Raw genomic sequence first — 16,564 nt, 5'->3', positions numbered from 1 at the left:
ATATATCTCCAATGAGGGCGGAGAGCAACTCCGCAACAGATGCTAGAAAATTTAAACATATTCTAAAAGAGTAGCGCATCTATTTTTGGGGCACATCATGCCTTTATCAATACCGATGTAGCACACAAGGTCGCCAATAAAAATTAATCATCACGATAAAAAATCTGATTAGGCACTTTATCTAATTTCATATTAAATACTTCACAACAATGAGTTAGTGTCTTAATTAAAATAATAAGGTATTCAATATGTTTTTAATCGGTGACGTAGTAGTAGCGACTAAAGGTATCGATCTGGGTGAAATGATTGTTACAGGTTTAAGCAGTGGCGGTTTTTACACTCACGTAAAGGCAGGTGAAAAAACGTTAACTTATCCAGCTCAAGATCTTAAGAAAGTATAATTTAACTTGCTGATTTGCATTGCTTAGTGAGCTTAAGATAATACCTATTTATTTTGAATAAGGCAGTGTTTTACTCACCGCAAGGTATCGTAAAAGGTAGCACATTTGGTTACTACCTTTTTTATTAATATCTTATGACTCAGGTGTAATATTTTCACTGTGATGCCTATCAACACGGTTTTCCCTTCCTTTCGCGTTAAACAGTATTCAATCGGCTCTTTTAACGAGTACTTAATAGTGTCGTTTAAGCGAAAATTTTGGAGTACTCAATCCTTGTAATGAGCGTCATATGCTGAGATTCATCAAGTTTCTAAGTGCTGCGTGGGCATAAACGGTATTGCATTCACCAAGATATCCCTCAGTGGGTAATATGCATCGACATCACCTAGACTGACCTTACACAATTTTACGAGGATTGACGCTGCTTTACGCTAGGGAAACTAGAATAAGAGTATCGTCAAGGTAAGAGTGTTACCCATGAAAACATTACGAAATTGCATATGGATAATCATTGTTGTGGTGTCTGCGTTATGGTGGATCAGCGAACCACAGCTTTTGTCTTCGTCTCAATTTTTCCATTGGCGTTCAGCCCTTATTCAATATTCTGGTGTGGTTTCGTTAACCTTGATATTGATGGGAATGGTTTTGGCTTTACGTTTGCCCGTAGTTGAGCAGTGGGTCCATGGTATGGATAAAGCGTATCGAGTCCATAAATGGCTTGGAATTTCCGGCGTCAGTTTAGGTGTGACTCACTGGCTATTTTATAACGTTCCCAAATGGCTAGTTGCTTATGGTGCATTAGACAAACCCGTCAAACATACAGGGGCAGGTCCGGTCGCTAACAATTTCTCAGGTTGGGAGTTATGGCTAATAAACTTACGTGATTTTGGCTTGAGTATTGGGGAGTGGGGATTTTACTTATTGCTGATATTGGTTTGTCTTTCCCTTTGGACGGCAGTGAAATACAAACCCTTTAAGTTGTCGCATCGCTTGATGGCGGTGGCTTATCTGATGATTGCAATACACTCTGTACTGCTTATCAAGCATGCTTACTGGGGAACTCCGATTTACTTTGTCGCTATCGGTTTTGCTGTCGTCGGTTCCGTCGCTGCCGTTTACAGTTTGTTGGGGCGAGTTGGTCATGCAAATCGACACTTAGCGCAAGTGAGGTCTACACGATATTTTCCTCAAGCGCATGTCATGGAGCTGGTATTGACCATTAGTGATACTTGGCAAGGGCACAAATCAGGGCAATTCGCGTATGTGCGTTTTGGCGATGAAGATCCGCATCCGTTCACGATTGTTTCTGGTGAAGGTGAGCCTGAGTTACGATTTTTGATCAAGGAGCTGGGCGATTTCACAACAAACCTATACAACCGGGTGAAAGCGGGCGATGAAGTAATAGTAGAAGGCCCTTATGGCGGCTTAACATTCAATTTAAACCAACCGCAAATCTGGATCGCGGGTGGAGTGGGTGTGGCGTCATTTTTTGCAGTTATGGATTTTCTAAGAGAGAGAAAGACGCATCAACCCGTGCATTTGTTTTATTGTACACGTGGTCTCGACAGCCATTTAGTGGATGAGTTGTGGAGTGCGGCGCACAAAGCCGGGGTTGAGTTAAGCGTGATTGATACGGCGACGTCTCCGCGACTTAATGTCGAACGTATTGCTAAGCAGTGTGGTGACTTGTCACAATACGAGTTTTATTTCTGTGGACCAGAGGTATTTTCTCAAACATTGAAGCAAGAATTAAAGGCTTATCGAATCGATATTGACCATCATTATCATGAAGAATTGTTTGTGATGAGATAGCAAGACACTGTTAGATAATATAAATATAGGAGCCGATCACGGCTCCTATTTCATTAATGCCTAGGTCCTAGACTCGCGATATGAAAGATGATTATAACTCTATCTTCTTCACCATACCGGATTCAGCGTGACCTGGAATATTACAAGCGAACTCAACTTTGTTGTCACCATGGAAGTGCCAAAGGAGCTGTTTGGCTTTACCCGGTTCAACCGTAACGGCGTTACCTGAATCATGCATATGATTGCCAGACATATTCTTCATCATTTCACGATGTTTGAGCTGTTCTGTTGCGGAACCAATCGTAAACTCGTGGTTAATTTTGCCTGTATTCATTACCACGAATTGAACCACGTCGTCCGGTTCAATATTGACGTCTTTTTTGAACGTGATTTTCATATCATCGGTTAAGAGAACGTGAACCACTTTATCCGGTTTTGCGCCATTTGCTGGCATGCCGACAGCCGACATTCCGGTCATCCCCTGCATTCCAGAGTGATCCATTTTCGAATGATCCATTTCGCCGTGGTCCATCGGCATGTTATCCATCGGCATTGAGTCGTGGTCCATTGGCATGTTATCCATCGGCATTGAGTCGTGATCCATAGGCATGTTATCCATCGGCATTGAGTCGTGATCCATAGGCATGTTATCCATCGACATAGAGCCATGATCCATTTGACCATGTTCCATGTTGTGGTTCGTCGCTGAGTTGTCCGTGTGAGCGAAAACGCTGCCGGATGCGATAGTTAGAGCAAGAGCGATAAATGTCTTTTTCATAGTGTTTTCCTTTTACGTCAACAAGGTTATGCGCCACTGTACGGTATCCAGTGGCGCTTAATGATTATTTCTCTAATGGGTTGTTGGGTTTAACTTCGCGTTGTTTCCAAAGTTTGAAAATAGCTGGTAACACCAGCAGTGTGAGTAGTAGGGCAGAGGCCATCCCCCCAATCATCGGAGCGGCAATGCGTTGCATTACTTGAGAGCCAGTACCTTCACCATACATGATAGGGATAAGGCCGATGATCACGGTTAGTACCGTCATCATGACTGGGCGTACGCGTAATCCAGCACCTTCACGTATTGCGTCAGTGAGATCCCGAGCGTGAAGTGATTGTTGTTTCTCTTCCGCGTTGAGCTTTTTGTAATGCCATGCTTGGTTGAGGTACACCAACATGATGACCCCAATTTCCACGGCCACACCAGCGAGGGCGATAAATCCCACGCCGACTGCGATCGAGAAGTTGTAGCCGAGATAGTGCATCAGCCACAAACCACCGACCATCGACAAAGGTAACGTCAACATAATGATCAGCACCTCGCCAACTCGACGGAAGCTGAAATAAAGCAACATCATGATGATGGCGATGGTGATCGGTACTACTACGCTTAAGCGGTCTTTTGCACGCTCCATATATTCGTACTGACCTGACCACGCCAGTGAATAACCTGCGGGTAATTCAAGTTGGTCCGCTACTACCTGTTGTGCTTCCACTACGTATGAACCAAGGTCTCGTCCTTCGATGTCAACGAATACCCAACCATTCGGACGAGCGTTTTCGGTTTTGATCATCGGTGGGCCATCTTCATAACGGATGTCTGCCACATCTGCGAGGGCGATACGAGCACCATTTGGCGTGACGAGCGGCAAGTTTTGCAGTTTTACCACTGAATCACGGTAGTCCTGTGGATAACGAACATTAATCGGATAGCGTTCTAATCCTTCAATGGTTTCGCCTACGTTCATACCACCGACCGCAGTGGAAATGACTTGTTGCACATCTTTAATGCTCAACCCGTAACGAGCTGCAACACGGCGTTTAATATCGATGGTGACATAGCGACCACCTGCGACGCGCTCTGCGTAAACCGATGAGGTACCACGAACGCCACCAAGAATGGGTTCAAGCTGCGCCCCAATTTTTTCGATCTCTTTTAGGTCGGGGCCGGCGATCTTGATCCCGATAGGCGTTTTAATACCGGTAGCCAGCATGTCGATACGTGTCTTAATCGGCATCACCCAAGCGTTAGTCAGACCTGGGAACTGGACCAGTTCATCGAACTCTTTACGTAAAGACTCTGTTGTCACACCTTCACGCCACTCATCGCGGGGTTTGAACTGAATGACCGTTTCGATCATGGTCAGTGGGGCAGGATCGGTTGCGGTTTCTGCACGGCCAATTTTGCCCCATACCGTTTTCACTTCCGGTACGGTTTTGATCAGCTTGTTGGTTTGCTGAACCAGCTCTCGCGCTTTACCAATCGAAATACCCGGATAGGTCGTTGGCATGTACATCAAATCGCCTTCATCCAATGGTGGAATGAACTCGCTGCCAAGTTTGCTGGTAGGGTAATAAGCCGAAGCCATTAAACCTAAAGCGATGATAATCATGCTCTTAGGATACTTGAGGCTGATATTAAGTAGCGGACGATATAGCGCGACTAAGCCACGGTTTACCGGATTTTTATGCTCCGGAAGAACCTTACCGCGAATAAAGTAACCCATGAGCACAGGCACAAGCGTAATCGCCAAACCAGCCGCTGCCGCCATCGCATAAGTTTTGGTAAACGCCAATGGCGAAAACATCTTGCCTTCTTGACCTTCCAAGGCGAACACGGGAACAAAACTCAGCGTAATAATAAGCAGTGAGAAGAATAGGGGAGCCCCAACTTCTTCGGCCGCTTTACCTATCACCTGCCAGCGGTTTTTATCGGTTAAGGGGGTTCGCTCGATGTGTTTGTGGACGTTTTCTATCATCACAATGGCACCGTCCACCATCGCCCCGATGGCAATCGCTATCCCTCCGAGTGACATAATGTTGGCATTAATCCCTTGCGAGTGCATCACGATAAAAGCCGCTAAAATACCAACAGGTAAGCTCAGTGCAATCACCAAAGACGAGCGAATGTGGAATAAGAACAGCGCGCAAACAACGGCGACAACGATGAATTCTTCTGCCAGTTTCTTCCATAAATTTGCAACAGCAGCGTCGATCAGTGTTGAACGGTCGTAAGTTGGAACGATGTCGACACCATCAGGGAGACTACGTTGTAAATCCTCCAGCTTACTTTTTACTTTGCTAATAACCTCACTGGCGTTTTCGCCAAAGCGCATCACGATCACGCCGCCAACGGCTTCACCTTCACCATTCAATTCCGAGATACCACGACGCATTTGTGGCCCTAGGTTGATATCGGCAATGTCACCCAAAAGAAGTGGTGTCCCTTTCTCTGTTACTTTAAGTGGCAGTGACTTAATGTCTTCTATATTCGTGAGGTAGCCCGTAGTGCGGACCATGTGTTCTGCTTCCGCAATTTCGACAACGGATGCGCCAATTTCTTGGTTGCCGTTTTGGATAGCTAGATTCACTTGCTGCAGCGTCAGGTTATAAGCGCGCAATTTAGCTGGGTCGATCTGAACTTGATACTGTTTGACCATGCCGCCGACCGTTGCCACCTCGGAGACGCCATCTACGGTTTGCAATTCATACTTTAAGAACCAATCTTGGATACTGCGTAGCTCCGCGAGATCATGGTTTCCGGTCTTATCTTGCAATACATAGCTGTACACCCAACCCACACCAGTAGCATCTGGCCCTAAGGTCGGTTTTGCGCTTGGCGGTAATTTAGATGCAACCTGACTTAAGTATTCCAAAACACGTGAACGTGCCCAGTACATGTCGGTATCATCATTAAAAATAATGTAAACGTACGAGTCGCCAAAGAAAGAGTAACCGCGAACGGTTTCCGCTCCAGGCACCGCCAACATCGCAGTTGTTAATGGATAAGTAACCTGATCTTCAACCACTTGCGGTGCTTGGCCCGGATAGCTGGTCTTAATGATCACCTGAACATCAGAAAGATCTGGAATGGCGTCGACGGGCGTGTTCTTTACACTATAAAGTCCTGCCAAAACAAGAACTAAAGTTGCGATCAAAACCATAAAGCGATTATTGATCGACCAACGGATAATTGCTCCAATCATAGTTAGCCCTCGACCGCTTCAAGTTGCTTCAATACGTAGTCGGCACCTTGTTTTTCAACTAAAAACCGAACTTTTTGGCCCTCTTTGAATCCGGATAGATCCACGTTATCACCCACAGAAAAATTCATTTCTCCTGCATCCCAACGCCATTCAGAAACGGGCTGGTGGCGCAGGGTGATCATACCGAAGTCGGCCATGAGCATGCTGATATCGCCTGTCACCCACACGTTGGTGGCAATGACGCGGTCATCTGCTTTGTAGTCCACGATCTGGTATTGACCAGACTCTGTTTTTTTGATTTCGAACTCAATGGCTTGGCCTTTTTTAAGCTCGCCAATTTCAATGTCATCTGAAAATGTAAAGTTCATCACCATGCCAGGCCATTCCCACTCAGGAACGGGTTGGTGATTAATCGTTAGCATGCGATGATCTTTCATGACATCAGTCACTTCTCCCTTAGCCCATACAGTGGCTGCAGCTGCTGACTTGGATGAAGAAATACGGGCAAGATCTGCTGTTTGGCTTGATTCAGAATCGAGCATGAAGTGTGCTGAAGTGACAATTCGGTCATCTTTGGTTAACCCTTGTAACACCTCAATTCTGTCGTCTGCTTCGCGTCCTACTTTAATTCGGCTCGAGCGATATTTGCCTTCACCTTCCGCAAGGACGACCCGAGTCATGCCGCCTGAACGAATAACGGAAGATTTAGGGATCGTCATGACTGCCTTATCAGTCACCGGTTGCAATGCGATGTTGGCGAACATGTTGGGTTTAAGTTCGCCGTTTGGGTTAGGGAACTTAAGGCGTACACGTAAAGTCCGCGTTTTGGGGTCGAGGATCGGGTATACATAGTCAACAACGCCTTGCCACTCACTACCTGGAATCGCATCAAGCGTCATGGTCGCGCTGCTTCCTGCTTTCATCCATTGCGCTTGACGTTCAAACACTTCTGCATCTACCCAAACGTTATCGAGTGGGCCTGCACTGATAACGGCTTGAGCTGGAGATAAATAACCGCCTTCGCGGACATTCAAACTTGCGATGATGCCACCAGCAGGCGCTTTAATTTCAATCGTTTGGGATGCTTTACCACGTTGAGTGATGGTTTGGATTTGTGAACGATCGACACCCAGTGTGACCAAGCGTTCTGTCGCCCCTTTTACCAAGCCACTGCGCCCCGTTCGGTAAGCATTCAGCAGTTCCTCTTGTGCTTTGACAAGATCAGGGGAGTAGAGTGTAAACAACACATCGCCTTTTTCGACTTTTTCACCCACAGCATTAATGTAGAGTTTTTCGACCCAGCCCGCGACGCGAACGTTGGTTTGCCATAAATGACTCTCATCAAAAGCGATATAACCGACGGTTTCAATCCGTGGTGATAACTGCTCCACTGACACGGTCGTCGTTTTTACACCTAAGTTGTTTTCGACCGACGGGTCTATCGTTACGGTGCCAGGTTTCGCTTTTTCACCGGCGACATCTTCGGCATACACTGGGATTAAATCCATTCCCATTGGTGACTGACCTGGTTTATCACGTTTGTAGTTTGGATCCATTGGTGCGACCCAATAAAGTGGCTCATTGACACTGCTTGAGGCGTTATTGTCAGCGCTACTCATCTCGTGATTACTATCGGTGATAAATTTATTGACGCTAAACCCTAATGCTCCCCCAACGAGCAGAGCAATGGTTGCGACTTTTATCGAGTTTGAATTCATTTCTAATTCCTTATTTCCCCAGTGGGCGACTTGCGAGGCTGGTTTTTACGTTGCCAGCGAGCATAAAGCGGTGCGCCCAATGTTTGGATTCTTGATGTTATGTTGGTCTAGTTCGTCTTGGCTTCTGGCGTTATGTCTGGCTTGGATACCTGATATTCAAAGCCGCCAAGTAATGCCGATAAATTGCTGTTTACAATGCTTAAATCAGTGATTAAGCGTTGTTGTTCGAGCTTTAGCGCGAGTTCATCGGTACTTGCCAAGATCACATCGTTAAATTGAGCGGTGTTATTCTGATAGCCCCGTTCTACCGCACGAATACGAGCTTTAACTTGGGGAAGTAAGGTGGATTGATAACGCTCTAAGCGCTGACTCAAATTGGCACGATCAACCAACAATGTGTTTACTTTCGCATTCATTTGCGTCAGTAAAGTGTCTTTCTGTGAGCGAGCGGCACCGACTTGATACTGAGCTGCGGCGAGGTTTCGGTCTTGGCGATTACCGGTGAAGAGCGGGATATCCATCGTCAAATACGCACTGACTAAATCGGATGCGGGTTCACCTTTCATATTGTCGGCTTGACGATAGGCATACATCACTTCCACACCGAATTGTGGTGTATAAGCTTGTTCGGTAATTTCCACTTGGGTTTCTTTGGTAGAAATGCTGGCGTCCACCATTTTTACCATTGGGTGCTGACTCAGCTGTTGGTAATGTTTGGTCGTCTCGGTATTCGCGGATAGTTTTTGCTTTAACACTCCCCAAGTTAGTTGGTTACTTGCTTGAAGTGACAAACGTCCATTTGGTGTATGGGTATTAAGCCAGTCAGAACCTAACCATTCAGATAACTGCGAAACCAAACGACGCTGCATTTGAGTGTTAGCTAGCAATTTTTCATCCAATTTACTGACTTGAAGTTGTGCATTAAGCAGATCTTGCGCTTCACTTTTTCCGATTGAGTAATTGGTTTGAACGAAGTTTTCCATTTCTGCCATGAGACGGCGGTTTTCGAGCATAATCTGCTCGGCCTTTTGTTGATAGCCGAGCTCAAGCCAGAGTTGAGTCATGCTGTTGGCTACTTCGAGTTCTCGTGCGTCGATTTTTAACGACAATCCGTCCGCTTGTTGGTTGGCTTTCTTTTGCTGAAGGTCGAGTGTGGAGCCTCGTTCGAATTGTTGCATCAAACCGACAGAAAGATTCGTCATTGGATCTTCGTCGAATTTAAAGCTGTCGACAGGCAGACCACCAAAACCCACTTTCAGTTTCGGATCCATTAACGTCGCGCTCGCGACACCCGTTTCGCGCATGGCTTCGGATTGGGCAAAGAATTGCTTACGATTTCCATCGTTACTTAAAGCAACGTTAATAAGTTGTGCTAGCTCTTGGGTTGATTGAGCGTAGGCTTCTTCTTGTTGAGCCTTGGTGTCCGATGGCGAGTGTGCCATGACATTAAAGGCAGGTAGGGCAACCATAGCCAGTGAGCAAATTGGTGCCACTAAACGATTTGGGGTGAATTCCATAGTTTACATCCAAATTGATACCAAACTCGCTACTCGTCAGGCTCGTATTTACGCGCGAGAAGGAAGAAGTTGGTATTTGCCAAACGGATGAAGCACTTTGAGATGGTTAAGGTATCTGCGACGAATCACGTTCACTAACACATAACTAAGGTAAGTACATCATCGGTTAGGCGCAAAGAAACTGCCTGCAAAATTGTGCAGGGTCGAATGCTTTGAATAAACTAAACGATAGGAGGTCGATACAAATCGAGGCTAATTTGTACTATTGGCGTCATGATTTCTGGCAAGACAGAGGCACGATGAGCCATCGGAGAGAGTTGGTTTACAGGAGCGGGTAATGGAACAAAAACGAATGAACAAGAAGCCGTGCAGCAATTGTGGGCTATGCCAGAACCATCGGAACAAGCCATACTCATTTCAGCGGAGTGTGACTCTGAAGATACAGGCACCTCCACCTTTATGCTAGGGGAGCCGCAGTGTTCGCTTCCGCTCGTCATTCTGGTCATCTGTTTGGACATTATGTTGTTGCCTGACATCATTTTTAGGCTCATTAAAGGCGCGCTATTTACCACGCTAGATACCAGCAGTATCAGCGTTGTACATAACGTTAGCCAAATTGTATGCAATGGTTTCAGGCGCATACGGTTTCCATTAAATAATGAGTGTAGAGGTCAAGTAACCCTTTAATAATAAAGGTTACCCTTAGGGGAGAGTCAAGGGTTAATATACCCAAGTAACCTCAAAGTATTTAAGCATATTAGCCAATAAAAATTTCGTTATTGAGTTTTTTGTCACACGAACTTTCCATGCTAGGAGGTATCCTTATAGAATGTAAGGAATAGTGTGCCTGCTCCGGGGTTTGTATGATTGAAATTGTCATCGATGGGAAATATAGAATTGTAGAAGAGGGGCTGACCCTTTTGGAAGCAGCCAAAGTGTGTGGGGTCGAAATCCCATCACTGTGCGGAATGAATAAAAGTAACGAGAAAATTCCGTGTGATTTGTGCGCTGTCGAAGTCGAAAGCGGCGTAACAAAGCGGGCCTGTGAACTTAAAGTTTACCGCGGTTTAAACGTGGTGACGCAATCAGAACAACTGAGCGAACACCGCCGAAAAGCGCTGAACCGCATCATGACAGACCATTACGCCGATTGTGAAGCGCCGTGCAAAATCGCTTGCCCTGCAGGGGTGGACATCCAATCCTATCTTTACCATATCTCGCAAAACGATCATCAACAAGCCATTGAAGTGATCAAGCGCACGCTGCCAATGCCGTTGTCTATTGGGCGCGTGTGTCCGGCATTTTGTGAAAGTGAGTGTCGCCGTGCTTTGGTGGATGAGCCGATTGCGATTCGTCAACTCAAACGCCATGCTGCGGACGCTGATTTAGCCGCGCATGAAGCGTATGTCCCAGAGCAAAAGCCGGCCAAGCATCGTAAGGTCGCCGTCGTTGGTAGTGGCCCTGGCGGCTTAACGGCAGGTTATTATTTATCGAACGAAGGGTACGAGGTTAGCGTATTTGAGTCGATGCCAAAAGCGGGTGGTTGGTTGCGCTATGGCATTCCGGAGTATCGCCTACCAAAAGCCATTTTAGATAAAGAAATCGAATTGATGTGTCGCAACGGCATGCAGATCGAAACCAACAAAAAGCTTGGGGTTGATTTCACGCTTTCTCAACTTAGTGAAGATTTCGATGCGGTGTGTTTGGCTGTCGGTGCTTCGCAAGCGGTGGAGATGAATTATCCGGGCAGTGATTTAGCCCGTTGCTACCTTGGCGTTGATTATTTAAAGGATTACGTCACGGAACAAAGCTACGTGACAGGTGAAAAAGTGGCGGTGATCGGGGGAGGCAACACCGCGATAGACTGTGCTCGTACCGCACGCCGTGCAGGAGCCGATACCACACTGATTTACCGTCGAACCAGAGATGAAATGCCAGCAGAAGATTACGAAATCGTCGAAGCTGAACATGAAGGGGTGAAATTCCATTTCTTAACCAATCCGGCAGAAAACATTGCCGATGAAAACGGCCGTGTGAGTGCGATTCGTTTAGAACGTATGGTTCTCGGTGAACCGGATGCTTCAGGTCGCCGCCGCCCACAACCGACGGGTGAGTTCTTTACTCAAGCGTTCGATACCGTGATAGCTGCGGTATCACAAAAGCCGGATTTGAGCTTTTTAGCAAGTGATGAGTTGTCGATTCCTTTGACACGTTGGAATACCTCTGAATCCGATATTCAAACCATGCATACTGGTACGGGAAATATCTTCAGTATTGGCGATTTTCGCCGTGGCCCTGCGACTGCGGTAGAAGCGGTGGGTGATGGACGAGTGGCGGCAAAAGCGATCGACTTGTTCCTTAATGGCGACATGGCGGATATGCCTACACCAGCGTTCAATTCACGTAAAGAAAAGAAGTTAGCTCAGGTTGATCCACTTCATTTTGAAAATATTCAGAAAGTGGCTCGTTCAATCATGCCAGAATTAACGCCAGAGCAGCGTGAGCAGAGCTTTGCCGAAGTCGAACTTGGCTTCGATAATGAAGAAGCGATGCAAGAGGCGGCGCGCTGCCTTGAGTGTGGCTGCCAAGCGAATACGGACTGCGCCTTGCGCGATTACTCAACGGAGTACCATGCAGAGCAACATTTTGATTCTTCATTAGAAGTCTCCTCAGCCAGTGTGATTGGCCATCAAGATTGGGTTGATCGGCGAGCGAAAGATCTTCGCCATAAGTACGAAGTAGACCGCAGCTCCGAGTTTATTGAGTTTGATGCCAACCGCTGCATCAGCTGTGGTCAGTGTATTCAAGCGTGCCGCGAGCAAGCCGTACATGGGGTGTTGAGCTTTGTCTCGGATAAACAGGGCCGTCCCGCGTTAAGGCCCGATGATCGCCCTCGATTTCGCTCCGATGAGAAAGGCGCTAGCTACCGTGGTTTAACCTTGATGGGTGACTCAAAATGCGTGCAGTGTGGGGCGTGCGTTCAAGCGTGTCCGACTGGTGCGATGGTGGATAGCCGCGACCGTTCTCAAGGTCGAATCGAGCATTTGAAAGCCGTGGACACCATTTGTACGTACTGTGGCGTGGGCTGTAAGTTGACCATGTTTGTCGACGAACAAGAGAACGAAATCCGTTACGTGAAAGGTGCGGATTCGCCCGTGAACCAAGGCATGCTATGTGTGAAAGGCCGCTTTGGCTTTGATTTTGTCGGCAGTCAAGAGCGTTTGACCACGCCACTCATTCGCAAAGACGGATGGCTACAACCTGCCAGTTGGAAAGAAGCGATTCAATTGATCGCTTCGAAGTTTATTGCTACCAAACAAGATTTTGGCAGTAATGCGTTGGCGGGGTTCTCCTCAGCGAAAACGACCAACGAAGATAACTACGTGTTCCAGAAATTTATACGTCGCGAGCTAGGCACTAACAACGTCGACCACTGTGCACGCTTGTGTCACGCTTCAAGTGTCACTGGGCTGGAGGCATCACTGGGTAGCGGCGCCATGACCAACGACATTCCGAGCATCAAGCATTCGGATGTGATCTTTATTATTGGCTCGGACACCACTTCTGCGCACCCGATCATCGCCTCTCATATCAAACAAGCGATTCGTCACCACGGCGCGCGCTTGATTGTCGCTGATCCGAAACGTGTCGATATGGCTGAGCATGCGGAACTGTACTTAGCGCATCGCCCTGGTACGGATGTCATGTTGCTCAACGGTGTAATGCAGCAGATCATCAAAAACGGTTGGTATGACCAAGAGTACATAGAAGAGCGTGTAGACGGCTTTGACACCTTACTTCAAGAGGTCATGTCGCCAGCATATAGCTTGGATAAAGTCGAGCTCGTCACAGGGGTTAAGGCGGACGATATTTTCGCCATGGCGCGCATGATTGGCACGGCGAAACGGACCGCGGTGTATTACTCGATGGGGATTACCCAGCATATCACTGGTCACGACAACGTGCGTTCGATAGCGAACCTTCAGTTGCTGTGTGGCAACATCGGTATTGAAGGGGGCGGGATTAATCCGTTACGCGGCCAATCAAACGTACAAGGTGCGTGTGATATGGGCGCGTTGCCAAACTGTTATCCGGGCTATCAAAAAGTGTATAACCCGATGGTTCGTCAGAAGTTTGCTATTGAGTGGAATGCACCGAATTTGTCTTCTGAGCAAGGGCTTACCCTGACAGAGATCATAGATGCGGCGTGCAAGCGCGAAGTTCGCACTATGTACATCATGGGGGAAAACCCAGTGTTGAGCGATCCGAACCAAGCGCATGTCATCGAAGGGTTAGAAGCATTGGACTTCCTTGTGGTTCAAGATATCTTTCTTACCGAGACCGCTCAGTATGCGGATGTAGTTCTACCTTCTTGTTCGTTCGCAGAAAAATCAGGGCATTTCACCAATACTGAACGTCGTGTACAACGTGTCAATGCTGCGGTTATTGCGCCGGGCGAGGCGAAGGAAGATTGGTGGATCATCCAAGAAATCGCCAATGCAATGGGCAGTGATTGGCGCTACCAAGGTGTGTCGGACATCACTAGTGAGATTGCCCGTTTAACACCTCAGTACGCTGGTTTACGTTGGGGGGCGATTACGCCAAACGGTGTTCAGTGGCCAAGTAATAAGAATAATCCGAATGGTACGCGTATCATGCACCAAACCCAATTTACCCGTGGCAAAGGGCAAATGGTGGGCATTCCGTTCCGTTATGCGGCTGAGCTACCAGATGAAGAATATCCGCTAGTACTCACAACCGGGCGTGTGTTAGAGCAATTCCACACTGGCACGATGACGCGTAAAACAAAAGGGCTGGATAACCTTGCAGGACCAAGAGCGATGATCAGTGTTGAAGATGCGGAAGCGATTGGTATCCGTAATGGTCAACGTCTGAAAGTGTCGACCCGACGTGGCAGTATCGACATCGATGCGTTTGTGACCAAACGAATGCAAAAAGGGGTGGTGTTCATCCCATTCCATTTTGTAGAGTCTCCAGTAAACCGCTTGACGACCACAGCGACGGACCCTCATGCGAAAATTCCTGAGTTCAAAGTCGCAGCGGTGAAAGTTGAAATCAATGAGACGACGGCGGCTGGCTAGATAATTTGATTGTATTTGAAGGGCGGAAATCTGACTTCGATTTCCGCCCTTATTGTGTTTACCCTATCTTGCACTCACTCGGCTTTTATATTGTTTGCCAATGGGTTATGAGTGTCATCGTTTTGCCATCGCCACATTTTTATCTCATGGTTGACCCCTTCTCAGAAAAAACGGACTGAATAGTGAATCGTCGCTTTGCGGGGCAGATCTGATCATCGAATGGTCAACACAGGTAGCGGTCCGTACTGATTAAACTCATGCGTATGGTCGATGTTGTTACATGGTTAAAATTTGTGATGAGCTTTTCATAGAATTGACGCTCTCTGACGATCCTCTGTTATTTGGGTAAGTCCCATAACCTAAACTTTGCCCGCTTCCTATAATAAATTAACGAAGCAGAGTTTTGTATAACAAGAAGAGGCCGCTTGCATGACAAGAACAACCTCATTTGTACTGGTGTTAGTAGTGGTGTGCGCATATTTTGCTTACAACCGTTATCACGTTTACCCGAAGCAGTTGGAAACACAAGCCAAATCCATGTTGATACAAATGGCAAATCGCGAAGAGTGGGTTGATGTGTTTGAGATGATGAATCGCGTAGAGGCTCACCAGGGCTACTTGGAGCTTGTTGCTGACGTTAAGTCGTCTGATGGAAAGCGCGCTTATAGTGAAGGTTTTATCACCTATACCAACCGTGAAGGGGTGGTATGCAAAGAAGTGGTGTTTAACTTTAAGATCAATTCACTGAAAAACTACAGCATTTCCGATTTGCACGATTGTTCATATGGTGAATATTATTAAGTTGCGGTTGAACAAGAGAGCTCTGTGAATAATAGATCTGAATTGCCAAACCCACATAGTCCATCCTTGAGGTTATTTGGGTTTCTGATCGGCCAATATCGCTGGTTTAATCGAGCGATTTCTTAAACCTGATCCGATGACCAACTTGTTCAGCAACCTCTATCATGTTAAATCTTTATTGATGTCATTTGTCGAAAAATATATCAACTCTGAGCGATATGTCATTTTAGTTTTACAAACGACAGCGCCTAGCAGTCGCGAGCTAAAATTAAGCAAGACAAGCCACCAACAAATAGGGAGCTCAATGGTGAAGACAATACGTGCAATTCTTAACGGTAAAAAAGCGGGTAATCCGGAGTTAAGAAACGCAATCATGAAAATGAGAGAACAAGGCGTCGACATGCAAGTTCGAGTGACTTGGGAGCCTCAAGACATGCCGCGTTTGGTAAAAGAAGCCGTCAATGAAGGCATTACGCGTATCGTGATTGCAGGTGGGGATGGAACGGTCAATGAGGCGGTTTCGGCACTGATGTGGGTTGATGAAGATCAGCGTCCAGAGTTAGCCATTATTCCGCTTGGGACGGCAAATGACTTTGCAACAGCGAATCGAGTGCCTGTTGCTATCGGGGAATCTTTAGCGCTAGCCGTAAATGGACAATCGGTCTTAGTGGATTGTGTCAAAGCGAATGATCGTTATTTCATTAATGTGGCGACTGCAGGTTTTGGGGCTGAAGTTACAGCAGAAACGCCAGTCGAACTTAAAAACTTTTTAGGTGGCGGGGCTTATACACTTACTGGTGTGGTAAAAGCACTCGGATTTAAACCCTATGATGGAACCATTACGATTGAAGGTGAAACCTATCAGGGTGAAATGTTACTTGGGGCTTTTTGTAACGGGCGTTTAGCTGGGGGAGGGCAAGAGCTCGCCTCTCAAGCGATGATTGATGATGGTATGATGGATGTAACTTTAGTGCGTCCTTTTTTGCCACATGAATTACCTAAAGTTATTGAAGAGGTCAACAACCCTAGCGAAAAGGGCGAATTTGTAAAACATACCCGTGCAAGCAGGTTAGAGATTGATTTCCCGAGTCCATTACCTCTTAACTTGGATGGTGAACCATATCACTCAAGAAAAATACGATTTGAAATACAGTCAAAGAGCTTGAGGTTAGTGCTGCCTGAAAACTGTCCATGCGTCGCGCACTAAAGCGAGGGGAGTTTTCCACTATA

9 protein-coding genes are annotated in these 16,564 nt (G+C 46.7%); 5 read left to right on the top strand and 4 right to left on the bottom strand.

Annotated features, from left to right (window positions below; genetic code table 11):
- The first annotated feature begins 248 nt into the window (after window positions 1–248).
- Complete coding sequence (locus AC3D28_RS15855) at window positions 249–401, top strand: hypothetical protein (RefSeq protein WP_098414113.1); 153 nt, start codon at window positions 249–251, stop codon at window positions 399–401.
- A gap of 477 nt (window positions 402–878) precedes the next feature.
- On the top strand, window positions 879–2,213 hold the full coding sequence (locus AC3D28_RS15850) for a ferredoxin reductase family protein (protein WP_488536637.1): 1,335 nt from the start codon (window positions 879–881) through the stop codon (window positions 2,211–2,213).
- A 91-nt stretch (window positions 2,214–2,304) separates the two neighbouring features.
- Here the strand turns inward: AC3D28_RS15850 and copI are convergent, their stop codons facing one another.
- From copI to AC3D28_RS15830, 4 genes are all read right to left on the bottom strand, one after another.
- Window positions 2,305–2,991: a copper-resistant cuproprotein CopI gene (gene copI / locus AC3D28_RS15845; protein WP_488536636.1), complete on the bottom strand. Its 687-nt coding sequence runs from the start codon at window positions 2,989–2,991 to the stop codon at window positions 2,305–2,307.
- A gap of 64 nt (window positions 2,992–3,055) precedes the next feature.
- The gene (locus tag AC3D28_RS15840; RefSeq protein ID WP_488536635.1) at window positions 3,056–6,196 is read right to left on the bottom strand and encodes an efflux RND transporter permease subunit; all 3,141 of its coding nucleotides are present in this window, start codon (window positions 6,194–6,196) and stop codon (window positions 3,056–3,058) included.
- 2 nt (window positions 6,197–6,198) lie between these two features.
- Window positions 6,199–7,914, bottom strand: a complete 1,716-nt coding sequence (locus AC3D28_RS15835) for an efflux RND transporter periplasmic adaptor subunit (protein ID WP_488536634.1) — start codon at window positions 7,912–7,914, stop codon at window positions 6,199–6,201.
- 107 nt (window positions 7,915–8,021) lie between these two features.
- Window positions 8,022–9,356 carry a TolC family protein gene (locus AC3D28_RS15830; RefSeq protein ID WP_488536821.1) on the bottom strand — a complete coding sequence of 445 codons (1,335 nt, stop codon included), beginning with the start codon at window positions 9,354–9,356 and terminating at the stop codon, window positions 8,022–8,024.
- Between the two features lie 938 nt (window positions 9,357–10,294).
- On the opposite strand from AC3D28_RS15830, the gene fdhF reads away from it, so the two are divergent.
- From fdhF to yegS, 3 genes are all read left to right on the top strand, one after another.
- A complete protein-coding gene (gene fdhF, locus AC3D28_RS15825; RefSeq protein WP_488536633.1) occupies window positions 10,295–14,533 on the top strand; it encodes a formate dehydrogenase subunit alpha in 4,239 nt (1,412 codons plus the stop codon).
- Window positions 14,534–14,962: 429 nt separating this feature from the next.
- Window positions 14,963–15,334 carry a hypothetical protein gene (locus tag AC3D28_RS15820; RefSeq protein WP_098414106.1) on the top strand — a complete coding sequence of 124 codons (372 nt, stop codon included), beginning with the start codon at window positions 14,963–14,965 and terminating at the stop codon, window positions 15,332–15,334.
- A 307-nt stretch (window positions 15,335–15,641) separates the two neighbouring features.
- Window positions 15,642–16,541, top strand: a complete 900-nt coding sequence (gene yegS / locus AC3D28_RS15815) for a lipid kinase YegS (protein WP_488536820.1) — start codon at window positions 15,642–15,644, stop codon at window positions 16,539–16,541.
- Window positions 16,542–16,564: the final 23 nt, after the last annotated feature.

Source organism: Vibrio sp. TAP-3B (assembly GCF_057784735.1).
This window is presented reverse-complemented; position numbering and strand designations above follow the sequence as displayed.

Excerpts from the sequence above, each read along its gene's own strand:
- AC3D28_RS15820 (WP_098414106.1), top strand. The coding sequence starts at position 14,963 with ATGACAAGAACAACCTCATTTGTACTGGTGTTAGTAGTGGTGTGCGCA.
- AC3D28_RS15835 (WP_488536634.1), bottom strand. The coding sequence starts at position 7,914 with ATGAATTCAAACTCGATAAAAGTCGCAACCATTGCTCTGCTCGTTGGG.
- copI (WP_488536636.1), bottom strand. The coding sequence starts at position 2,991 with ATGAAAAAGACATTTATCGCTCTTGCTCTAACTATCGCATCCGGCAGC.
- AC3D28_RS15840 (WP_488536635.1), bottom strand. The coding sequence starts at position 6,196 with ATGATTGGAGCAATTATCCGTTGGTCGATCAATAATCGCTTTATGGTT.
- AC3D28_RS15830 (WP_488536821.1), bottom strand. The coding sequence starts at position 9,356 with ATGGCACACTCGCCATCGGACACCAAGGCTCAACAAGAAGAAGCCTAC.
- AC3D28_RS15855 (WP_098414113.1), top strand. The coding sequence starts at position 249 with ATGTTTTTAATCGGTGACGTAGTAGTAGCGACTAAAGGTATCGATCTG.
- fdhF (WP_488536633.1), top strand. The coding sequence starts at position 10,295 with ATGATTGAAATTGTCATCGATGGGAAATATAGAATTGTAGAAGAGGGG.
- AC3D28_RS15850 (WP_488536637.1), top strand. The coding sequence starts at position 879 with ATGAAAACATTACGAAATTGCATATGGATAATCATTGTTGTGGTGTCT.